This is a genomic window from Nocardiopsis sp. ATB16-24 (genome assembly GCF_030271535.1).
Classification (GTDB): domain Bacteria; phylum Actinomycetota; class Actinomycetes; order Streptosporangiales; family Streptosporangiaceae; genus Nocardiopsis.
On sequence record NZ_JASCXJ010000026.1, the window covers coordinates 1 to 21,639 of the forward strand.

Annotated in this window: 18 protein-coding genes and 2 tRNA genes; 5 read left to right on the forward strand and 15 right to left on the reverse strand. The window is 69.1% G+C overall.

What is annotated here, in order from left to right; genetic code table 11:
- From PFX91_RS21445 to PFX91_RS21465, 5 genes are all read right to left on the reverse strand, one after another.
- The coding region (locus PFX91_RS21445) for a ClpX C4-type zinc finger protein (RefSeq protein ID WP_285734646.1) at positions 1-304 on the reverse strand (304 nt) is incomplete at its 3' end.
- A gap of 268 nt (positions 305-572) precedes the next feature.
- On the reverse strand, positions 573-1,229 hold the full coding sequence (locus tag PFX91_RS21450; RefSeq protein WP_285734647.1) for an ATP-dependent Clp protease proteolytic subunit: 657 nt from the start codon (positions 1,227-1,229) through the stop codon (positions 573-575).
- 48 nt (positions 1,230-1,277) lie between these two features.
- Positions 1,278-1,856, reverse strand: coding sequence for a ClpP family protease (locus tag PFX91_RS21455; RefSeq protein WP_285734716.1), 579 nt, complete (start codon positions 1,854-1,856; stop codon positions 1,278-1,280).
- A 260-nt stretch (positions 1,857-2,116) separates the two neighbouring features.
- On the reverse strand, positions 2,117-3,571 hold the full coding sequence (tig, locus tag PFX91_RS21460) for a trigger factor (protein ID WP_285734650.1): 1,455 nt from the start codon (positions 3,569-3,571) through the stop codon (positions 2,117-2,119).
- Positions 3,572-3,796: 225 nt separating this feature from the next.
- Positions 3,797-3,871: transfer RNA gene (locus tag PFX91_RS21465), tRNA-Pro, on the reverse strand.
- A gap of 117 nt (positions 3,872-3,988) precedes the next feature.
- Here PFX91_RS21465 and PFX91_RS21470 point away from each other — a divergent pair.
- From PFX91_RS21470 to PFX91_RS21480, 3 genes are all read left to right on the forward strand, one after another.
- Positions 3,989-4,062, forward strand: a tRNA-Gly gene (locus PFX91_RS21470).
- Between the two features lie 287 nt (positions 4,063-4,349).
- Positions 4,350-4,853 carry an adenylyltransferase/cytidyltransferase family protein gene (locus PFX91_RS21475; RefSeq protein ID WP_285734652.1) on the forward strand — a complete coding sequence of 168 codons (504 nt, stop codon included), beginning with the start codon at positions 4,350-4,352 and terminating at the stop codon, positions 4,851-4,853.
- A 141-nt stretch (positions 4,854-4,994) separates the two neighbouring features.
- Positions 4,995-6,857 carry an ABC transporter ATP-binding protein gene (locus PFX91_RS21480; RefSeq protein WP_285734718.1) on the forward strand — a complete coding sequence of 621 codons (1,863 nt, stop codon included), beginning with the start codon at positions 4,995-4,997 and terminating at the stop codon, positions 6,855-6,857.
- A gap of 69 nt (positions 6,858-6,926) precedes the next feature.
- Here PFX91_RS21480 and PFX91_RS21485 read toward each other — a convergent pair whose 3' ends face one another.
- From PFX91_RS21485 to PFX91_RS21525, 9 genes are all read right to left on the reverse strand, one after another.
- Positions 6,927-7,733 carry a M23 family metallopeptidase gene (locus tag PFX91_RS21485; protein WP_285734720.1) on the reverse strand — a complete coding sequence of 269 codons (807 nt, stop codon included), beginning with the start codon at positions 7,731-7,733 and terminating at the stop codon, positions 6,927-6,929.
- Between the two features lie 235 nt (positions 7,734-7,968).
- Positions 7,969-8,166 carry an Rv0909 family putative TA system antitoxin gene (locus PFX91_RS21490; RefSeq protein ID WP_285734653.1) on the reverse strand — a complete coding sequence of 66 codons (198 nt, stop codon included), beginning with the start codon at positions 8,164-8,166 and terminating at the stop codon, positions 7,969-7,971.
- Positions 8,167-8,272: 106 nt separating this feature from the next.
- The gene (gene mgtE / locus PFX91_RS21495; protein WP_285734655.1) at positions 8,273-9,616 is read right to left on the reverse strand and encodes a magnesium transporter; all 1,344 of its coding nucleotides are present in this window, start codon (positions 9,614-9,616) and stop codon (positions 8,273-8,275) included.
- A 379-nt stretch (positions 9,617-9,995) separates the two neighbouring features.
- Entirely contained in the window at positions 9,996-11,099 is a 1,104-nt protein-coding gene (locus tag PFX91_RS21500) for a PP2C family protein-serine/threonine phosphatase (RefSeq protein ID WP_285734657.1), read from the reverse strand.
- A gap of 693 nt (positions 11,100-11,792) precedes the next feature.
- Complete coding sequence (locus PFX91_RS21505; protein WP_285734659.1) at positions 11,793-12,260, reverse strand: ribose-5-phosphate isomerase; 468 nt, start codon at positions 12,258-12,260, stop codon at positions 11,793-11,795.
- A gap of 83 nt (positions 12,261-12,343) precedes the next feature.
- A complete protein-coding gene (locus PFX91_RS21510; RefSeq protein ID WP_285734661.1) occupies positions 12,344-12,493 on the reverse strand; it encodes a hypothetical protein in 150 nt (49 codons plus the stop codon).
- 135 nt (positions 12,494-12,628) lie between these two features.
- Entirely contained in the window at positions 12,629-14,050 is a 1,422-nt protein-coding gene (locus PFX91_RS21515) for an aldehyde dehydrogenase family protein (protein ID WP_285734663.1), read from the reverse strand.
- A gap of 122 nt (positions 14,051-14,172) precedes the next feature.
- Positions 14,173-14,328, reverse strand: a complete 156-nt coding sequence (locus PFX91_RS21520; RefSeq protein ID WP_285734665.1) for a hypothetical protein — start codon at positions 14,326-14,328, stop codon at positions 14,173-14,175.
- Between the two features lie 140 nt (positions 14,329-14,468).
- Positions 14,469-15,098: a mycothiol-dependent nitroreductase Rv2466c family protein gene (locus PFX91_RS21525; protein WP_285734667.1), complete on the reverse strand. Its 630-nt coding sequence runs from the start codon at positions 15,096-15,098 to the stop codon at positions 14,469-14,471.
- Between the two features lie 212 nt (positions 15,099-15,310).
- Between PFX91_RS21525 and pepN the strand changes: the two genes are divergently transcribed.
- Entirely contained in the window at positions 15,311-17,857 is a 2,547-nt protein-coding gene (pepN, locus tag PFX91_RS21530) for an aminopeptidase N (protein WP_285734669.1), read from the forward strand.
- A gap of 185 nt (positions 17,858-18,042) precedes the next feature.
- Here pepN and malQ read toward each other — a convergent pair whose 3' ends face one another.
- Positions 18,043-20,076: a 4-alpha-glucanotransferase gene (gene malQ, locus PFX91_RS21535; RefSeq protein WP_285734671.1), complete on the reverse strand. Its 2,034-nt coding sequence runs from the start codon at positions 20,074-20,076 to the stop codon at positions 18,043-18,045.
- Between the two features lie 195 nt (positions 20,077-20,271).
- Between malQ and PFX91_RS21540 the strand changes: the two genes are divergently transcribed.
- A complete protein-coding gene (locus PFX91_RS21540) occupies positions 20,272-21,627 on the forward strand; it encodes an MFS transporter (protein ID WP_285734673.1) in 1,356 nt (451 codons plus the stop codon).
- Positions 21,628-21,639: the final 12 nt, after the last annotated feature.

Consider the following 21,639-nt stretch of genomic DNA (forward strand, 5'->3'; position numbering starts at 1 on the left):
GCTCACTCTCCGACCGCACCCGCTTGTAATGGTTGTACACCGCCACCGACAACGCCTTCTTGGCCTGATCCTGACCGATCACATACGAGTCCAGGAACTCATAGATCTCCCGAGGCTTGGGAAGGGAGTCCCAAGTGAGCTCGGTGGCGTCAGCGAGTTCCTCTTCGATGATCTCGTTGCACAGATCGATGCACTCATCGCAGATGTACACGCCGGGGCCGGCGATGAGCTTCTTCACCTGCTTCTGGCTCTTACCGCAGAACGAGCATTTCAACAGGTCCCCGCCGTCGCCGATGCGTGCCACCCAGCCACTCCTCAAAACTAAGGCCGCCCCGTCGGTACCGCTCGTGTGCGGGGGCCGCTCGCGAACCTTCCGCGGCCGCCCGTGGTCACGGACGAGGCGATCTGTGTGTCGCTCTCCGTCAGACTAAGCGAAAAACCGGACCGGCTTCGCCACCAGGCTCCCCCGGGCGGGTCAGAAATCGGTCCGGTTCATGCTCGGGTCATGCCGGGGCCCCCACCGCGGCACCCCTTCGTACGGGAGTGCCCGGGTCCCCGACCCCTTCGCGCCCCTACTTCAAGGAAGCCTTGCGGTAGGGCAGCACGAAATCGATGATGCCGTACTCCTTGGCCTCCTCGGCCGTGAGGATCTTGTCCCGCTCGATGTCCTGGGAGACCTGCTCCAGCGAACGCCCGGTGTGGCGGGCCAGGGTGGTCTCCAACTGCGTACGGATACGGGTGATCTCGTTCGCCTGGATCTCGATGTCACTGGCCTGACCGTGCATACCCTCGGTCGCGGGCTGGTGGATCACGATACGGGAGTTGGGCAGCGCACCGCGCTTACCCTTGGTCCCGCCCGCGAGAAGGATCGCCGCGGCCGAGGCGGCCTGTCCGATGCACACCGTCTGGATGTCGGGACGGACGAACTGCATCGTGTCGTAGATCGCCATCAGGGAGGTGAACGAACCTCCCGGCGAGTTGATGTACATCTGGATGTCCCGCTCGGAGTCGAGTTGCTCCAGGGTGATGAGCTGGGCCATCAGGTCGTTGGCCGACGTGTCGTCGATCTGCACGCCGACGAAGATGATCCGCTCCTCGAAGAGCTTGTTGTACGGATTCATCTCCTTGACGCCATAGGACGTCCGCTCCACGTAGGAGGGCAGGATGTAGCGGCTCTGTGGAGCCATCGAGGCCGCGCCGCCGATGAGACTGGGGTTGAACTCGGTCATTTCACGCCTTCCACGCACTACGCCGTTCCTGGGACCAGGTCCGACGGGTCAACTCTGGCTCCGGCCCTGGGCCACGTCGAGGGTTCCCTCCAGGACCTCGTCGATGAAGCCGTACTCCTTGGCCTCCTGGGCGGTGAACCAGCGGTCGCGGTCGGCGTCCTTCTCGATCTGTTCGACCGCCTGGCCCGTGTGCTCGGAGATCTTCTCGATGAACATCTTCTTCACGTAGAGCAGTTGGTCCGCCAGAATACGAATGTCGGAGGCGGTGCCCCCGATACCACCGGACGGCTGGTGCATCATGACGCGGGTGTGCGGCAGCGCGTAGCGCTTGCCGGGGGCACCTGCGCACAGGAGCATCTGACCCATCGAGGCGGCCATGCCGATTCCCACGGTGCGCACGTCATTGGGGATGTACTGCATGACGTCGTAGATCGCCATACCCGCCGTCACGGACCCGCCGGGCGAGTTGATGTACATGGTGATGTCGCGCTGGCGGTCCTCGGCGGACAGCAACAGCAGCTCACCGACCAGGCGGTTGGCGATTTCGTCATCGACCTGCTGGCCGAGGAAAACGATTCGCTGACGCAACAGGCGCTGAGGCGTCTGCTCAAGCAAAGGGGAAAACAGCGGTTCCGACGAACGGGCGTCGAATCGCGAGGACTCTTCAAAGGTTGGCGGCACTCTCGTCACCTGCTCCGGAATCGAAACGGTTGCGATACTGCGACACTAACGCCGCTCGGCACTGCGCTCGTCCGGATCCCGTCCCTGTTCGCTTTGAGCGCAGGGTGACACGATCTCCGGACTGGACGTTCTTCCGCCGGCGAACACGAAGGGTCCCGCCCTACCTCGGCGGGTCGGGCGGGACCCTTGATCTCCGGGCACCGGACCTACTTGGTCTCCTCGGAGGCGGACTCGTCGGTGGCCTTCTCCTCGGCCTTGTCCTCGGCGCTCTCGCCGGCCTCGGTGTCCTCCTCCATGACCTCGAGGGTCTCTTCGGCGGCGACCGCGGCGGCGGCCTTGGCGGCCTTCTCCTCGGCACTCTCCTGCTCGATGACGTTGCCGTCCTCGTCGGTGATCCTGGCCTCGGACAGGACCAGGTCCATGGCCTTACCGCGAACGACCTCGGTGAAGGCGACACGGATCTGGTTGGACTCGACCAGGTGCTGGGCGAGCTGGTCGGGGCTCACGCCCATGCGCTGGGCCTGCTCGAACACGTACTGGCTGAGCTCGCCCTGGTCGGCGCTCAGGTCCTCCTGGATGGCCAGCTGGTCGAGGATGAACCCGGCCTTGACCGCGGAGCGGGCCCCGGTGGTCAGCTCCTCCTCGAACTCCTCCTCGGTCTTCTCCTGGGACTCGAGGTAGGCCTCCTTCGTGAGGCCGCTCTGGGCGAGCTGCTGCTCCAGGCTCTGGCGACGGCGGCTGATCTCCTCGTCGACCACCGCGTCGGGCAGCGGAATGTCGATGGAGTCGATCAGCTTCTCCAGGGCCTTGTCCCGGGCGGAGGAGATCTGCTGGATGCGACGGACCTCGACCATGCGCTTGCGCACGTCCTCGCGCAGTTCGTCGATGGTGTCGAACTCCGAGGCCAGCTGGGCGAACTCGTCGTCCAGCTCGGGCAGCTCCTTGACCTTCACGCTGTGCACGGTGACGGTGACGTCCGCCTCCTTGCCCTCGTGCTCACCGCCGACGAGGGTGGTGGAGAAGGTGGCCTCGCCACCGGCCTCCATACCGCGCAGGGTCTCGTCGAGGCCCTCCAGCATGGCGTTGGTACCGACCTCGTAGGAGTAGCCGCTGACCGCGACGTCCTCGAGCTTCTCACCGTCGATGGAGGCGGCCAGGTCGATGGACAGGTGGTCGCCGTCCTCGACGGGGCGGTCCACACCGGTGAGGGTGGAAAAACGCTCGCGCAGGATGTTGATCTGCTCGTCGACCTGCTCGTCACCGACCTCCGCGTTGTCGACGGTGACCTCGATGCCCTTGTAGTCCTCGACCTCGAACTTGGGGCGGACGTCGACCTCGGCGGTGAAGGCGAACTCCTCGTTGTCCTCCAGCTTGGTGACCTCCACCTCGGGCTGGCCGAGCGCGAAGATCTCCTCCTTCTGGATGGCTTCGTTGTAGAGCTCCGGAACGGCGTGGTTGACCGCTTCGCTGATCACCGCTCCACGGCCGACGTAGCGGTCGATCAGCCGCGCCGGTGCCTTGCCCGGGCGGAAGCCCTTGATCCGGACCTGCTTGGCGAGCGACTTGTAGGTCACGTCGAAAGCGTGATCGAGCTCCTCGAAAGGCACCTCGATGGTCAGCTTGACCCGGGTGGGGCTCAGCTCCTCGACATCGGTCTTCACGGGGCGGTACTCCTAGGTTTGCCGGCTGGTGTCCGCGTCGGCCCGCAGGCGCACCACACACAACGGCGAAATGCACGCACACCCCGCAGGTCTTGACGACCGTATCCAGCCGGGGTGCCCTGCGACGGGCTGGGACTTACAGTTTCCTGCTGATCGCACCAAGTCTAGGGCAGATACACAGGGGGCCACGGCGTGCGGCCGAAGCCGCTGCCACGGTGGTTTTCGTCGGGGTGGCGGGATTCGAACCCGCGGCCTCATGCTCCCAAAGCATGCGCGCTAACCAAGCTGCGCCACACCCCGTGGGCCGAGCCAAGGATCGCATCTTCGAGTCGAGTGTGCGAACACGGCTCCGGAGACTGTACTCTTGTCTCCGTCGGCTCCACGAGTCTAGAGGACTTCCGAAGTCTCTGGTGCCATGCGGGCGTAGTTCAATGGTAGAACCCCAGCCTTCCAAGCTGGTTGTGCGAGTTCGATTCTCGTCGCCCGCTCCACCCGGGGTGGACCGTGCACGTGAGTGCGTGGTCCACCCCGTCGTTTCCGTCGAGGGCAGGCTCTCCTTGCTCACACGGAAGACGGCCGCACCCCGGAGGAAGGGCGCTCCGGCCGAGTGAGTTCCCCCACATTCTCGGAGCCGGGGACCCCGCAGGGGGAGAACACCGTTCGGTTCCGCGGTCCCCGAGGCGGAATACCGCCTCGGGCCGGGTACGTTGACCATGCGGGCGGGCCCGTCGGCATGACGCGGACACGGGCGCCCTCGGGTCTTGCGGAACGGGGACTGATGACGGACACGGACGCGGCACACGAGCCGGAAACCGCTTTGCGCCTTCTCTGGTTCGAGCAGCCCGACGATCTGGTGCGGCCGGCCGTGGTCACGGGAGCCTTCGACGTCCTGCACGTCGGACACGTCCGTTTCCTCCGCGCCATCGCCGATCGTGGCCTCCCCCTCGTGGTGGGCATCGAGTCCGACGCGCGCGTGCACGCCTGGAAAGGCCCCGGTCGCCCGGTCAACCCCGCGGAGGAACGCGCCGAGACCGTCGCCGCACTGGCCTGCGTCACCGGCTCGTTCATCATCGAGGGACCCCCGGAGGTCGTCGACTGGACGGCCTACGCCGAGGTCCTTCGCCCCCTGGCCCCCGCCGCCCTGGCCTACACCGCCGGAGACCGCCACACCCAGGCCAAGATCCGCGGTGCCGACGCGCTCGACGCCCAGGCCTGGGAGCTCCCCTTCACCCCGGGTCGTTCCACCACCGCCGCGCTGGGCCGACTGGCCCACGCGCTGTAGCCCCCACCGCACCCCGCTCCACGCCCGGGGTGCCGGGAAGCCCCACGGGCGCACGGGTGTTGACATGCGTGTGCCGGCACGCGACGGTGCGCGTCGGCGGCGCATGGCGAACAGGCGAGCGGAACGAGGCTGTCCATGGCAATGATGTCCGGCAGGCCCTCCTACAGGGCCCTGGTCAACGACGGGAGCGCGAAGGGGCAGTCACTACCGCCCGGTATCACCCGCCGGATCGTCTCCTACGCCCGTCCGCACTGGCGGGCGATCCTGTGCTTCCTGCTGGTGACCGCGTTCGGTGCCGCGATCGTCATCGCCAACCCCCTGTTGCTCAGAGCCATCATCGACCACGGCATTCTGCGGGGGGACACCTCCCTGGTGGTGTGGCTGGCCCTCATCGCCGGTGGGCTGGCGGTGGTGGAGGGCGCTCTGACGCTCCTGGGCCGGTGGCTCTCCTCCCGGATCGGGGAGGGGGTCATCTACCAACTGCGCACAGAGGTCTTCACCCACGTACAGCGGATGCCCGTGGCCTTCTTCACGCGCACCCAGACGGGTTCGCTGATCAGCCGGTTGAACACCGACGTGGTGGGGGCGCAGCGGGCCATCACCTCCGTTCTCCAGTCGGTGGTGTCCAACCTGATCAGCGCGACCGCGGTGATCGTGACGATGCTCGCCCTGTCCTGGCAGGTGACGCTGATCGCGCTGGCGTTGGTCCCGCTGTTCGTGGTGCCCGCCAAGGTGATCGGGCGGCGGCTGGCGCACATCTCCCGAGCCGCGATGGACACCAACGCGGACATGAGCTCGCTGATGACCGAGCGCTTCAACGTCGGCGGCGCGATGCTGGTCAAGCTGTACGGGCGTCCCGAGGAGGAGTCGGCGGGCTTCGCGCGGCGCGCCGGAAGAGTGCGCGACCTGGGCGTGCGCCAGGCGGTGTTCGGCTCGCTGCTGTTCAGCATGTTGGGTCTGATCACGGCACTGGCCATGGCGATGGTCTACGGGGTCGGCGGTGTCCTGGCGATCGACGGTGCGTTCGAGGTCGGCACACTGGTGGCGTTGACCACCCTGCTGACCCGTCTGTACGGGCCGGTGACGACCCTGTCCAACGTGCATGTGGAGATCATGACCGCCCTGGTCTCCTTCGACCGGGTCTTCGAGGTGCTGGACCTGGAACCGGGCATCCAAGAGGGTCCGGACGCCGAGGACCTGCCGGCGGGGCCGTTGGGTGTGGAGTTCGACAACGTGTCGTTCCGCTACCCGGACGCGAAGGAGGCGTCGGTGGCCTCCCTGGAGCTGACGCCGCAGGCGGAGGTGGAGGCGGACACCCAGGTGCTGAGCGGAGTCTCGTTCCGCGCCGAGCCGGGGACCATGGTCGCCCTGGTGGGACCGTCGGGCGCGGGCAAGACCACGCTGACCCACCTGGTCTCGCGGCTGTACGACCCCACCGAGGGCGTGGTGCGCCTGGGCGGGACGGATCTGCGCCGGACGACCTTGGACTCCCTGCGGGAGACGGTGGGCGTGGTCACCCAGGACGCCCAGTTGTTCCACGACACGGTGGGCGCGAACCTGCGCTACGCCCGTCCGGAGGCGACCGACGCCGAACTGGAGGAGGCACTGCGGATGGCCCGGCTGGGGCCGCTCCTGGAGCAGTTGCCCAACGGCCTGGACACGATGGTCGGTGACCGGGGCTACCGGTTGTCCGGCGGTGAGAAGCAGAGGCTGGCGATCGCACGGCTCCTGTTGAAGGCGCCCTCGGTGGTGGTGCTGGACGAGGCGACCGCGCATCTGGACTCCGAGTCGGAGGCGGCCGTCCAGGAAGCCCTCGCCGTGGCGCTCCAGGGACGGACCTCCCTGGTGATCGCCCATCGGCTGGCGACCGTACGGGAGGCCGACCAGATCCTGGTCCTGGAGGACGGTCGGATCCTGGAGCGTGGCACGCACGACGAACTGTTGGGCCAGGGCGGCCTGTACACGGCTCTGTACCGGACCCAGTTCGCCTCTCAGGGCCGCTAGGCGTTCTCCCCCACCACATCCCCCCTCAGCGGTCCTGCCGTGACCGAGCAGGGTCTCCCACGGCGGCCCTCACGTGGCCTCAGGGGCCGAGGGAAGGGTGTCCTCCCCCCGGGGCGGGCGGGTGATCACCACGGGCCGCCAGGTCTCGGGAAGCCCCTCCTCCCCGGTCGTGGCGCTCCACCCCGCCGCCCACACGATCGGCAGCCCGGCGGCGAAGAGGGGGTTGGGATGGTCCATGAGCTGGAGGCGTACCTGGGGTTCGGTGCACGCACCCGAGTTCCCGCAGCGGGCCACCACCTGACCGGCGCGCACCCGGTCCCCCCGCCGGACCGTCAGGGAGCCCCGCCTCAGATGGCCCAGAAGCACGTGGCCACCGCCCACGTCGATCACCACGTGGTTGCCGAACACCCCCGCCGGACCGCGGAGTTCCCGTAGGGCGTTCTCCACCACGGAGCCGAACAACCACGGCCAGGAGTTGCGGCTGCGGTGGTCGCGCCGGCGATCGTGCGCGGTGACCACGATCCCGTCCGCGGGGGCGTGGACGGGCAGCCCGAAGGCCGGGAAGTCCTCCGGCGGACGGCTCAGGGGACGCCAGCCGATATCGGGACGGGCGCCCTGCCGGGGCTCGGCCACCAGGCCGAGTGCGTAGGTCTGGCCGTGCGCGTGGGTGCCCTGGCTGGGCACGTTGTCCACGGGACTGGTGAGTGCCGTCCACCTACCCCGCACCGGAGGTTCCAGCACCCGCGGTCGACGTCGTACGGTGCCAAGACGCAGGTACACCGCGAGCGCCACCCCGAGGAGCACACCGCCCACCCACCACGACAGGCCGAGGTGACCGGCGAGAAGGGCGAGCGTGGCCGTCCACATCAGCGGCATGCGGATCCTGGCCAGAAGGATCGGCAAGCGGGGGTCGACGGCCGTCGTAGAAGGGGTGGCGGCGGGTACCGGCTCATCGGGTGCGGGGGAGGCGGACCGGCGGGAACGGGCGGATGAGGGCATCCTCCCATTCTGTCCCCCTCCCTCAGTGGCGGGGGCGGCCCGCCACCGGTCCCGGTGGTCGGGGCGCCCACCCGCTCATCGGTGGGCGCCCCGACCGCTCGGACACGGGTCCCTACTCCCGGTTCTTCCGAGCACGCTTGCGCAGGTACTCGGTCGCGGCTCCGGCTCCTCGGTCGATCTTGTCGTCGTGGGCGCCCCCGGTGGCCTTCTTGGCCGCTTGGGCCGCCTTGGCGACCAGACCTCGTCCCTTGTCGGCGTTGTCGTCGACGGTCTTCTTCAGCCGTTTGAACGCATCTCCGGTACCGGACATGGAAGCCTCCCTGGATCCGTCCTGCTTCTGTCGCGATACCCGCTCCCGCAGCCGTTCATGCGGGAAGGAGCATGGGGAAAAGGGTCATGAAGGGGCGCCCACCAGGTCAAACACCCAGGATCAGGCGGGCGATGGAGAAGTAGATGAGCAGCCCGGTGGCGTCCACGAGCGTGGCCACCATGGGCGAGGACACCACCGCCGGGTCCACTCTCAGCTTGCGGGCCAACAGGGGCATGGAGGAGCCGATGATCGCCGCCCACGTGCACACCGCGATCACCGAGCAGGCCACCACCAGGGCGATGGTCGGCCCCACCAGCAGTGAACCGATGACCATGGCCAGACCGGCGAGCATGAGGCCCAGCAGGAGCCCGACCCGGGCCTCCTTCCAGATGACCGAAGGCAGGTCGCGTACCCGCACCTCTCCGACGGCCAGGGCGCGCACGATCGCGGTGGCCGACTGCGCTCCGACGTTGCCCCCGGTACCGATGAGCATCGGCACGAACACCGCCAGGGCCGTGACCTCTTCCAGGGTCGCCTCGAAGACCTGCATCACGTTGACCGTCAGCGTCGCCGCCACGATGAGCAGCATCAACCACACCGAGCGCGCCCCCACCAGACGCAGCACCCCGACGGACACGTAGTGATCGCTGAGCGGGCTGGCGCCCGACTGGCGGGCCATGTCCTCGGAGTCCGCGGCCTCGATGACCTCCAAGGCGTCGTCGAAGGTCAACAACCCGAGAAAACGCTCCTCGGAGTCCACCACCGGCAGGGAGACGAGGTTGGCCTCCTGCATCAGTCGGGCGGCGCCCTCGACCTGCTCGGTGGCGCGCGCGCGTGGAGCGAACACGTCCACGATGTCCTTGAGCAACCGGTCGTCATCGCTGACCACCAGGTCGCGCAGGCTCACCGTGCCGACCATGCGGCGGCCGTCGCTGACCACCGGAAGGGTGTAGATCGTCTCGGCGACGGCTCCTTTGGCGCGCACGACCTCCAGGGCGCGGCCCACCGTCAGGTCGCGGTGCAGGATGACCGTCTCGGGGGTCATGTACCTGCCGACGGAGTCCTCGGGGTAGCCCAGGAGGGCGGCGGTCATCTTGCGTTCGGAGGGGCTGAGACCCGCCAGCGCGCGGGTGGCGATCTTGGCGGGCGCCTCACCGATGAGACGGGCCCGGTCGTCGGGTTCCATCTCCTCCAGGAGTTCGTGGAAGGCGGTGTCGCGCAGACTCAGCAGGATGCTCTGCTGCTGGCTGGGATCGAGCTCTTCGAAGACCTCGAGTTCACGGTCCTTGTCCAAGAGGCGAAAGGGCACGATCGCTTCACGGCCGGTCATACGGGAGAGTTCGCCGGCGATCTCGTGAGGCCGATGCTCGGCCAACCAGAGCCTGATACCGGTCAGGTCGTTGGTCCCGACCAGGTCGATCAGTTCTTCAGCGCGCTCGCTTTCTGACATGCGAAGCACCCCCTCGCGTTCTCCTCCGCCCGTCGGGAGGCACCCACGGACGGCACCAGTTCTCGGCACAAGCGGTGGGCCGGAGATTCAGGCCCCGCTCCGGTCCCGCCGTCACTGGTGTGGTGGACCGTGTGGAGTCTGCGCCCGGGGCGGTGCAGGGCGTGTTCGGCGTTCCGGACGTGTACGGCTGATCGCTGTACGCGGGACGGGGAGCACACCGACCCTACCCCCAGGGGCGCCCCGGCACCGCATCGACGGACCACCGTCGTGAGGCGGTCCCCCACCCGTGCGGTGCGGAGTTCACGGCCCGGCTACGGGAGCGGCCCCGGAAGGGGGGAGAAGAACGCCTGGTCAACACCTCGAAGACGGCCTCGCGGGGTCAGTCACGCCACAGGACGACCAGGGCGCAGTCGTCGTTCTTGTCCTTGCTGAGAGTGTCCACTATCTCCCCGGCCCCGGTGTCGAAGCCGCGGGGCACGAGCCGTTCCGCGGTGCCCAACAGACGGTCGATCCCGGCGTCGAGGTCCTCCCCCGGGGTCTCGATGAGACCGTCGGTGCAGAGCATGATGGCGTCGCCGGGACGGAGCTTGCCCTCCACCGAGGTGTAGGTCATCTCGGGGATGACCCCCAGGACCACGCCTTTGGCCTCCGTGGTGCTCCACACACCGCTTCCGCTGTCGTAGTGCAGTGCGGGCGGGTGCCCGGCGGAGGCGATCTGGTACCGACCCGTGTCCAGGTCCACGCTCAGGTGCACGGCGGTCACGAAGCCCTCACCACCGCTGTTGCGCATGAGGTAGTCGTTGCAGTGGGCGAGGAAGTCGCGTGCGGGAACGGCCCCGATGAGTCCGCTGAACGCACCGGAGAGCAACAGGGCACGGGTCCCCGCGTCCACTCCTTTGCCCGAGACGTCCACGACGGCCACGTCCAGTTGGTCACCCCGACGGGTGGAGACGACGAAATCGCCTCCGAAGGAGGACCCGCCCGCCTGGCGCAGCACCGCGGCGCGCCCCCAGCCCTCGGGGAGCCGGGGCATCCTGCCCTGACGGCGAAGACGATCGCGCAGGTCCAGCAGCATCATCTCGCCGCTGAGCCCTTGCACCCCCAGCCGCTCGCGCACCCCTGACAACAGATAGGACAGGACCGCCGTGACGCCGATGGTGACCAGCAGACCGGGACCCACCTGCCCGAAGTCGAGCATGAAGGCGACGAAGAGCAGAACCGCCCCGACCACGGCCAGCAGGAAGGCCAGACTCTTGCGCTTGAGGAGCAGGCCGCCCGCCAGGACGGTGAGAATCGTGCTACTGGGGGGAAACCAGCCGGGAGGCCCCCACACGGCACCGACGCCGACACCGACGGCCAGGACGACGAGGGTGATGAGGACGAGCCGGTAGCGGAAGAGCACCTTGCGCCGGAGCACCGCGACGAGCCGCTGCGCGAAGGAGCGCAGCAGCCGGGTGGTCTTGGCGGTCGGTGTGGACTTCATGGATCCCCTACGTTGCACACCCGCTCACCAGCGGGAGTAGGTTCTTGGACGGCGGTCGGATGGGAACGGGGTCACGTCGCCGCCGGGCACGTGTACGGCGTGCGGGGCTGTGGGGCGCTCTGGGGACGCTGTGGCGAGGGACGCCGGCGGTGGGCGGCGACGCGGACGACGGCCCGCCACTGTGCACGAACTGTAGCGCGGGGGGTGTGGCCGTGGCACGTGCAAGCAGCGGTGTTCTCCCCCAAACCACGGATTTGGGTTCAGCCGATAACCGAGCGTACGGAGTCGTGCGTTACTCCGACACGGGGGAACGGCTCTCCACGCCGGGAGTATCCCGTGGGACACCGTTCGGCGACCGAACGCCTCCCACGGCCACCGCCGGTCCGATCCGCGCCCCGGCGGCGCGAACCGTTCGCCCCAGGGTCTCACAGGGGCCCGACCCTGACCAGGTCTCCGCATCCCCGCAAGTGGAATAAGGCACAAGGACCGGAGCCACAACAAAACCGACATCTCACTGAAATCGGAGTGGCTCCGAGAGAGCGGAAGGGACTCCGGCCCGACACGGCGACCGGTGAGCGCGGCTCGGTCACGGAGGAACGCGTGTCCGGACACGTCCATCCGCGTCCGGACGCCGGCCCCGACCGGGAGGCCTGTGAGGATGACCCCGGTCGGGTCCTCGTCGAACCGCCGGGGTCAGGGAAGCGGCGGGAGTTCGCGGGTCCGCTCGTAGGCCGTCAGCATCCCGATGCGGCGGGTGTGCCGCTCCTCGTCGCTGTAGGGAGTGGACAGGAAGACCTCCACGAACCTGGTGGCCTCCTCCGGAGAGTGCATCCGGGCACCGATACCGAGCACGTTCGCGTCGTTGTGCTCGCGCGCCAGACGGGCGGTGTCCTCACTCCAGGCCAGAGCGGCGCGAACGCCCCTGACCTTGTTCGCGGCGATCTGCTCGCCGTTACCCGAACCTCCGATGACGATGCCCAGGGAGCCCTCGTCCGAGGCCACCCCCTCGGCCGCACGCAGCACGAAGGGAGGGTAGTCGTCCACCGCGTCATAGACGAAGGGACCGGCGTCCACGACGTCGTGGCCGCGCTCCTTCAACCAGGAGACGAGGTGCTCTTTGAGCTCGTAGCCCGCATGATCTGATCCAAGGTAAACACGCACGGGACCAGTGTGGCAGGTCATCGCGGTGACGAGCACAGTGCCCCGCCCACGGACGTGGGCGGGGCACTGTCGTGTGCGGTCCCTCAGAGGGCGGTGGAAGCCGCGGAGGCGACGGCCAGGCCGAGAACGCCGGCCATCAGGACGGCGCCGATGACGACCAGGTTCCACAGGACGATCGTCTTGATGTCCTTGCTGATGGGGACTGCCTTGGAGACCTCGGGCTTGTTACTCAACTCACACCTCGTTCGGGGTTCGACCAGGGATATCCCGCCAGGATTTTTTCATACCGCATAACGCGATCGGCACCGGGGGCGATTCCTCCGCCGGGACCGGTGGGACGGTGAGTCCGCACACACCCCGATCCGGGCCTACATCTGCACGGCCTTGACCTCACAGAACTCCTCCAGGCCGGCCAACCCCCACTCGCGGCCGTTGCCCGAACGCTTGTAGCCGCCGAAGGGGGCGCGCGGGTTGAGCGCCCCGCCGTTGAACTCGATCTGTCCGGCCCGCAATCGTCGGGCCACGGCCATGCCCTGTTCGGGGTCGCCGGACCACACGGCCGCGTTGAGGCCGTACACGGTGTCGTTGGCGATCTCGACCGCCTCCTCCACCGTGTCGTAGGGGATCATGACCAGTACGGGACCGAAGATCTCCTCCTGGGCGATGCGCATGTCGTTGCGCACGTCGGCGAAGACGGTCGGCTCGACGTAGTAGCCGCTCTCCCGGCCCTCCACCGTCTCCGCCCCACCGGTGACCAGGCGGGCCCCCTCCTCCACACCGAGCGAGATGTAGCCGCGGACCTTCTCCAGTTGGGCCTGGGAGACCAGGGGACCCATCCGGGTGGCCTCGTCCGTGGGATCCCCGGGCACGTACTTGGCCGCGGACTCGGCGGCCAGGGAGACCGCCTCCTCATAGGAGTCACGGTGCACCAGCATGCGCGTGAGCGCGTTGCAGCTCTGACCGGTGTTGCGCATGACGTCGGCGACACCGCGCTTGACCGCCTTGACCAGGTCGGCTCCGGGCAGGATGACGTTGGGCGACTTACCGCCCAACTCCAGGGCGACCTTCTTGACGGTCTCCGCCGCGACCTGACTGACCCGGGTCCCGGCACGGGTGGAACCGGTGAAGGAGACCATGTCCACCCTCGGGTGGGCGGCGATGGCCTCACCGACGACCGGGCCGGTGCCCGAGACCAGGTTGAACACGCCCGCGGGCAGGCCCGCCTCGTCGAACACCTCGGTGAGGGCGTAGGCGCTGAGCGGAGCGATCTCGCTGGGCTTGAGGACGACCGTGTTGCCCGCGAGCAGGGCCGGCACCACCTTGAGCACGATCTGGTGCAGCGGGTAGTTCCAGGGGGTGATGGCGCCGACGACCCCGACCGGTTCGTGGACGATGAGCGAGTTGCCCTGGCGTTCGCCACCGAAGTAGCGCTCGCCGTGCTCCTCGACCAGGTCGATGTAGGTCTGGAACATCAGGGCGGGCAGACCCGCCTGGACCTTGCGGGAGAAGACGGCGGGCGCGCCCATGTCCCGGGTGAGCACCGCGGCGACGTCGTCGATGCGGGCGTTGAACAACTCCAAGGCCTTGGCCAGATGGGTGACGCGCTGCCCGTGGGTGAGCGCGGCCCAGCCGGGAAAGGCCGCGGCGGCGGCCTCCACCGCGGCGTCGACGTCCTCGGCGGCTCCGGCCGGCACGGTGTCTATGACCTGTTCGGTCGCCGGGTCGACCACGTCCAGGGCCTCGCTGGAGGCGGAGTCGCGCCAGGCGCCGTCAATGTAGAGGGATCGCATACCACCACTGTCGCAGAACGGGATTCGGGTTGACCAGTCCGGAATCCGGCTCCGGTGGTTTCCCCGATACCGAGGGTCGCACCTCCGCTCTTCTTCTCCGGACCGCTCCGGACGGCGTCGGGTCAGTCCCAGTGCGGCGGACGCTCGGCCAGCAGTCGCTCCGTCGAGTCCTCCTCGGCGTCCCCCCACCCCGGTCCGCTCTCGTCACCGGTGGTGTCGGGCAGGATGTCGAGGTCGTCGAAGAGGTCGACCCTGCGTTCGTCGTCAGGTCCGGACACGGTTCCTCCGTCTCGTGTTCGGGCGGAACGTCTCCGCCCTCGTCACCGTCGACCTCCAGTGTGCACCGTGCCCGAAGCCCCCATGGCGGCCCCGCCGCACCGGGCCGTACGGCGGGGCCGTGGGGTCGGAAGGTCGTGGATCAGTCGAAGATGGGGTCCCTGGTACGGGTCCGCTTGAGCTCGAAGAACCCATCGGTTCCGGCCACCAGCAGTACGCCGTCCCACAACTTCCCGGCCTCCTCACCGCGCGGAGCCGGTGTGACGACCGGCCCGAAGAAGGCCACGTCCGCCACCTGGACCACGGGAGTGCCCACGTCCTCACCGACCAGCTTCATCGCCTCGGCGTGCGAGGTCCGCAGTGCCTCGTCGTACTCGGTGGAGGCGCCCGCCTTCACCAGCTCCTCCGGCAGCCCCACGTCGGCCAGCGCGGCACGGACCGTGTCGGTGGTGCGCTCCTCGCCCTTGTCGTGGAAACGGGTGCCCAGGGCCGTGTACAGCCCTCCCAGGACCTCGGGGCCGAAGCGCTGTTCGGCCGCGACGCACACGCGCACGGCCTCCCAGGACCTGTCGACGCTCTCTCTGTACTCCTGGGGCAGATCCCGGCCTTCGTTGAGCACTCCCAGGCTCATCACGTGCCAGTGCACCGTGACCGGCCTGACCTTCTCCACCTCGACCAGCCAACGCGAGGTGATCCAGGCCCACGGGCACGCCGGGTCGAACCACATGTGGGCGACCTGCTGTTCACCACTGGGGTCCGGGCTCTGCGTCATCGATACTCCTTGTTCACGGGTTCGGGACCGCGGGATTCGGTCATAGCAGTGCAACCTCGCTCATCGGTTGCGCATTCCGGCCCCGCACGTGACAGGATCGTCCAGAGATCAAGACAATCCCCGGCCCGACGACGCCCCTCCCCAGGAGGCGGGGTCGCCGTGGCCGACGACGATCCGGCCGGCGACGACGGCGGCCGTGGAGGGAGCATGGCGTGGCAGGAAACCTGACACGGGACGAGGCTCGAGAGCGTGCGCGGATCCTCGGCGTCGACTCCTACACCGTGGAGCTGGACCTGACCACCGGCGCCGAGACCTTCCGGTCCACCACCGTGATCCGTTTCTCCAGTTCGGAGCCGGGAGCCCGGACCTTCGTCGAGCTGGTCGCCCCGAAGGTGCTCACCGCGACGCTGAACGGCGTCGAACTGGATCCGGCCGAGTTGTTCGACGGTCAGCGTCTGATCCTGCCCGAGGTGGCCGAACGCAACGAGCTGACCGTGGTCGCGGACGCCGCGTACATGCGCACCGGCGAGGGACTCCACCGCTTCGTGGACCCGGTCGACGACTCGGTGTACCTGTACAGCCAGTTCGAGACCGCCGACGCCCACCGCATGTTCGCGTGCTTCGACCAGCCCGACCTGAAGGCGACCTTCGAGCTGACCGTGTTCGCGCCCCCCTCCTGGGAGGTCGTGTCCAACAGCGCACCGGACGTGGAGCGCGAGCCCGCGGGCGAGGACCGGGTGCGCTGGCACTTCCCCGCCACCCCGGTGATGTCCACCTACATCACGGCCCTGATCGCGGGTCCCTACCACGTGGTGCGCGACGAGCACGACGGTATCCCGTTGGGGCTGTACTGCCGGGCCTCACTGGCCGAGCACCTGGACGCGGACGCCCTGTTCGACGTCACCAAGAGGGGTTTCGACTTCTTCCACGACCTGTTCGGCGTGCGGTACCCGTTCGGCAAGTACGACCAGCTCTTCGTCCCGGAGTTCAACGCGGGCGCCATGGAGAACGCGGGCGCGGTCACCTTCCTGGAGGACTACGTCTTCCGCTCCCGCGTCACCGACGCCCGTTACGAGCGCCGGGCCGAGACCCTCTTGCACGAGATGGCGCACATGTGGTTCGGCAACCTGGTCACCATGCGCTGGTGGGACGACCTGTGGCTGAACGAGTCGTTCGCGACCTACGCCAGCGTGTACTGCCAGGCCAACGCCACCAAGTGGACCGACGCCTGGACGACGTTCGCCAACGTGGAGAAGGCGTGGGCGCTGCGTCAGGACCAGCTGCCCTCCACCCACCCGGTCGCCGCCGACATGGTCGACATCCAGGCGGTCGAGGTCAACTTCGACGGCATCACCTACGCCAAGGGCGCCTCGGTCCTCAAGCAGCTCGCGGCCTACGTGGGGGTGGAGGCGTTCTTCGCCGGCGTACGCGCCTACTTCCAGGAGCACGCCTTCGGCAACACCGAGCTCAGGGACCTGTTCAGGCACCTGGAGGCCGCCTCCGGGCGGGACCTGTCGGGTTGGTCGCACGACTGGCTGGAGACCACCGGCGTCAACACGATGCGTCCGGAGTTCGAGGTGAACGACGAGGGCGCCTTCACCTCCTTCGCCGTACTCCAGGAGGCCGCCGCCGAGCATCCGACGTTGCGTTCGCACCGCCTCGCCATCGGCCTGTACGACCGCACCGACGAGGGCATCGTGCGCCGCGAGCGCGTGGAGCTCGACGTACGCGGTGAGCGCACCGAGGTGCCGGAACTGGTCGGCGTCGCACGGCCCGACCTGGTACTGATCAACGACGACGACCTCACCTTCACCAAGATCCGCCTGGACGAACGCTCCTTGCGCACCGTGGTGGAGGGCGCCGGCCGGATCCGCGAGTCCCTGCCGCGCGCGCTGGCCTTCGGCGCCGCCTGGGACATGACCCGCGACGGCGAGATGGCGGCGCGCGACTACGTCGCGCTGGTCATCTCCGGGATCAGCGGCGTGGACGACGTCATGGTCGCCCAGACCCTGCTGCGTCAGGCCACCTCGGCGCTGCACTCCTACGCCGACCCGGCCTGGCGCCCGTTCGGCTTCGAGCAGCTCTCCGACCGGCTGCGCGAACTGCTGACCACCGCGGAACCGGGCAGCGACCTGCAACTGGCCTACGTCAACGCGCTGGCCGCCACGGCGGTCAGCGACTCCCACCTGTCCCTGCTCCAGGGCCTGCTGGACGGTGCGATCACCGTCGACGGTCTGGTCGTGGACACCGAGCTGCGCTGGACCCTGCTGCGCCGCCTGGTCGCCGGCGGCAAGGCGGGCGAGGCGGAGATCTCCGCCGAGCTGGAGATGGACCCAACGGCGGCCGGCCGGCGGCACGCCGCCGGCACCCGGGCCGCGATCCCCACCTCCGAGGCCAAGGCCGCGGCGTGGGACAGGATCGTGGGCGAGGAGTTGGCCAACGCCGAGTTCCGCGCGGTTCTGCTGGGATTCACCGAGCCCGGCCAGTCCGATCTGTACCGGCCCTACGTCGACAGGTACTTCGCGCAGTTGGCCCCGGCCTGGGAGAAGTGGACCGGCGAGTTCGCGCAGACCTTCGCCGAGGTGCTGTACCCGCGTGACCTGGTGGAGGAGTCCACCCTGGAGCGCACCGACTCCTACATCGCCGAGGCCGACCCCGCCCCCGCCCTGCGTCGCCTCCTGATCGAGGGCCGGGCCGGTGTGGAACGCGCTCTGCGCGCCCGCGCCACCGACATCGCCGCGGGCCGGAGGCACACCTAGCCCCACGGACGGTGACGGCGGTCCCGGAACTCCCGGGACCGCCGGACCGCATCGACAGGCCGAGGTTCCACGCGCCCCGGCGGACGGGCGCACGCCCCTTCGGGCAGCGTCACGGACGCCGGACGGCCCCTTCGTCGGCCCCCGCCTTGCGTGACCGTGGGGTGGAAGAACGGCGGAACACCGTGCTAGAGGACGCTCCCCCCGGTTCCTCCGACCGGGCCGAGGGTACGTCGGATGTGCGCCACCATCCGGGGGTCGGCGAGCAGTTCGTCCACGAGCACCGGTTCGCCCTCTCCGTTGGTCAGGGGGATACGCCAATTCGGATACTCGTCACTGGTGCCGGGCTGGTTCTGCATCCTCCGGTCGCCCACCACGTCGGTGAGCGCCACTCCGATCATCCGGGCGGGGGTCGACATCAGGTAGGCGTGCATGGCCGCCACCACGGCACCGGGGTCGGCCACCGGATCGACCTCCTCATCGAGCAGACCCAGTTCCACCAACAGCTCCCGCCACCGCTCCACACGGTCCTCGGCGTCGGCGCGTTCCTGTTCGACCGGCCGGTTGAGCAGGCCCAGTCGGTCGCGTAGTTCCACATGCTCCGCGGACAGGTACGAGGCCACCGGCGGCAGGTCGTGCGTGGCGACCGTGGCCAGGCAGTCCGTGCGCCACTGGTCGGGGGTGCGCGGTTCGCCGTTCGCGTCCTGCTCGAACCACAGTACGGACGTGCCCAGGATGCCGCGGGCGGCGAGGTGTTCGCGCACCCACGGTTCCACCGTGCCCAGGTCCTCGCCGATGACGACGGAGTCCGTCTGATGGGCGGCCAGGGCCAGCGCGCCCACCATGCCTTCGTGGTCGAACCTGACGTAGGTGCCCTCCGCCGGGGAGGCCCCCTCCGGCACGCACCACAGTCGGAACAGTCCCATGACGTGGTCGATCCGGACCCCGCCGGCGTGACGCATGCTCTGGGCCAGGATCTGTCGGAAGGGCTCGTAGCCGAGCCCCGCCAGTCTCCGGGGGTGCCAGGGCGGCTGTCCCCACTCCTGGCCCTGCTGGTTGAACTCGTCGGGTGGTGCGCCCACCCGCAGACCGGACACGAGGGCATCGCCGTACATCCACGCGTCCGCGCCCCCGGCCTGTACCCCGATGGCCAGGTCGTGCATGATCCCGATGCCCATCCCCCCGGCCCGGGCGGTGATCTGGGCCTGGGCGAGCTGCTCGTCGAGGATCCACTGGAGCCAACGGTGGAACTCCACCCTCGGCCACCGACGTAGCGCCTCGGCTCGGACGGCGCCGGAGTCGACCTGGCGCAGCCGTTCGGGCCAGGCCCGGTAGTCGGTGCCGTACTCCTCGGCCAACGCCGACCAGGTGGCGAAGTCCACCAGTGACCGACCCTCGCCCTCCAGGTAGGCGCGCAGCGACGCCTCCCGCGCGGGTGTTCTGGGGACCGCGAAAAGGACCTCCAGCGCTGCTCGTTTGGCTTCCCAGACCGCGTCACGATCGAGCAGGTCGGCGGTGCGCCCACGTTCGCGCAGCGGCCTGGCCAGGCGCTGGATGCCCTCACGCTCGGTGGGGTCGAGCCGGGCGTACTCGGGCACGTCCTCGATACGGACGTAGAGCGGGCTGGCGTAGCGGCGGCTGACCGGCAGATACGGCGAGGGTTCCACCGGGGTCGACGGCTCGGTGGCGTGCACCGGGTTGATCAGGGCGAAGTCGGCGCCCAGGTCACGCGAACTCCAGTCGGCGAGTTCGGCGAGGTCGCGGAGGTCGCCGGTGCCCCAGGAAGCGCGTGAGCGCACACTGTAGACCTGGGTCATGATGCCCCACAGGCGACGGTCGCGTCGCAGTGCGCTGGGCTCGACACGCTCGGGGACCACCAGCAGGGGGGCCTCGTGCTCGGTGCCGTTGTCGGTGACGCGCAGCGTGTGCACGCCCAACGGCAGGCCCGGGTCGAAGGGCAGCAGGGAGCCGTCGGAGGTCTCCACGACACTGCGCGCTCCCCCGGGGAGCACGGGATCGGGGGCCTTGCCCTCACGAACGACGACGGCCGGGGGCAACGGGCCCCGGTCCACCGCGCCGGACGCGTCGGGATCCACTCCCAGAGCGCCCAGGACATGGCGGATGGTGTCGGGGGCGACCGCGACCCGCCTTCCCCGCCAGTCCTCGTAGGTGGTTGCGACTCCGTACTGCTCGGCCACACGTGCCAGCTGAACGTCCCTCACAGGATCCGATCATGCCCTACCAGGAGCGTCATACACCGGAGGCCGTACCGGCGTGGGGTCAGAACGTGTCCGGCGCGGTGGCCGATGACCGTCGACGGAGCGGTTCGGCCGCACTCCACGGAACGTACGCGCGGGCCCTCCGCGCTCCCTGTCAATACGATCGCCGCTTCCGTTCCCGGACCACATAATCGATGTGTGCTCACCAACTACCGACGTCTCTTCGCCGTCCCTCATGTGTTCTCTCTTCTGGCCTGGTCCCTGACCGCGCGTTTCTACACCCCGGGCCTGATGATCGCGGTGACCTTCCTGGTGGTGGACTGGACCGGGTCCTACAGTCTGGCCGGACTGGTCGCGGGCGCCTTCACCCTGGGCATGGCCTTGGTGGGACCGCTTCGAGGCCGGATGGCCGACCGGGGTGGCACCGACCGTCTGGTGCTGGTGTGCGGCCTGGTGTTCAGCACGGGGTTACTGGGGCTGCTCCTGCTTCCCGCCTCACTGTGGTGGCTGTCGGTCCCCTTGGCCCTGGGCACAGGCCTGTTCGGCACCCCCGCCAACCAGATCGTGCGCGCCCTGTGGCCGAGGCTGACGCGTGGGCCGGAGCGGCAGGCGATCTACGCGGCCGAGGCCACCACCCAGGAGTTGCTGTTCGTCTTCTCCCCCATCCTGTCCGCCGGTGTGGTGGCCTTCGCCGGCGCCCGTTGGGCACTGGCGATGTTGTCGGTGCTGGCGCTGCTGGGCGCCCTCGGCTTCGCCTTCGCCCTGCGGCGGGCCGGGGTGACCGGCCCCGCACCGATCGAGGACGGGGAGCACGGCGACGACGCGCCCCGAGGTCGGGAACGGAGCCTGCTGCGTCACCCCACGCTGGTGGCGATGTTCCTCATGTGCCTGCTGATGGTCGGCGGGATCATGGGGGTGGACCTGGTCATCGTGGCGTGGGCCAACGAGTTGGACGCCCCGCAGTACGTGATGGTGCTGGCCTCGGTGTGGGCGTTGGGGTCGCTGGTGGGAGGGGCGATCGCGGGCGGACTGCGCGGCCGTCCCCACCTGGTACGTCGCTGTTTCGCCTCGGTGCTGGGCGTGGCGGTCCTGACGCCGTTCGTACCGCCCATCACCCACCTGCCGACGCCCCTGTTGATCACGCCGCTGCTGTTCCTGTCGGGGATGACGTTGGCGCCGACCCTGGCCGCGGTGACGGGTCGCCTGGGCGATCTGGCCCCCGCACGACGGCGGGCCGAGGCGTTCGGGTGGATGGCCACCGCGATGAGCACCGGTGGCGCGGTCGCGGGGCCGTTGGCCGGCGCGCTGGTCGACCTCCATGGGATCGCGGGCGGCGTGCTGGGCTCCACCGTCCTGCTGCTGTCGGCGGCCCTGCTGAGCCTGCTCGTCTCCGGACCGCGGCCTGGATCGGACCGGGCCCGGCGGGGACGCGACGTCTCCGGGCGGGAGGCCTCGGGCGGGGAGGAGGGCGCGGGTGTGCCGGCCGCGTCACCGGTGCACGGGACCGCCTCGGGCGCGGAGACCGCGGCCGGCACGAACGACGGACAACGGTAGGCCCCGTCCGGG

Bases quoted from the DNA above. Each gene is read 5' to 3' on its own strand.
- PFX91_RS21450 (WP_285734647.1), bottom strand. From the start codon at position 1,229: ATGACCGAGTTCAACCCCAGTCTCATCGGCGGCGCGGCCTCGATGGCT.
- PFX91_RS21475 (WP_285734652.1), top strand. From the start codon at position 4,350: ATGACGGACACGGACGCGGCACACGAGCCGGAAACCGCTTTGCGCCTT.
- PFX91_RS21480 (WP_285734718.1), top strand. From the start codon at position 4,995: ATGATGTCCGGCAGGCCCTCCTACAGGGCCCTGGTCAACGACGGGAGC.
- PFX91_RS21485 (WP_285734720.1), bottom strand. From the start codon at position 7,733: ATGCCGCTGATGTGGACGGCCACGCTCGCCCTTCTCGCCGGTCACCTC.
- PFX91_RS21490 (WP_285734653.1), bottom strand. From the start codon at position 8,166: ATGTCCGGTACCGGAGATGCGTTCAAACGGCTGAAGAAGACCGTCGAC.
- mgtE (WP_285734655.1), bottom strand. From the start codon at position 9,616: ATGTCAGAAAGCGAGCGCGCTGAAGAACTGATCGACCTGGTCGGGACC.
- PFX91_RS21500 (WP_285734657.1), bottom strand. From the start codon at position 11,099: ATGAAGTCCACACCGACCGCCAAGACCACCCGGCTGCTGCGCTCCTTC.
- PFX91_RS21515 (WP_285734663.1), bottom strand. From the start codon at position 14,050: ATGCGATCCCTCTACATTGACGGCGCCTGGCGCGACTCCGCCTCCAGC.
- PFX91_RS21525 (WP_285734667.1), bottom strand. From the start codon at position 15,098: ATGACGCAGAGCCCGGACCCCAGTGGTGAACAGCAGGTCGCCCACATG.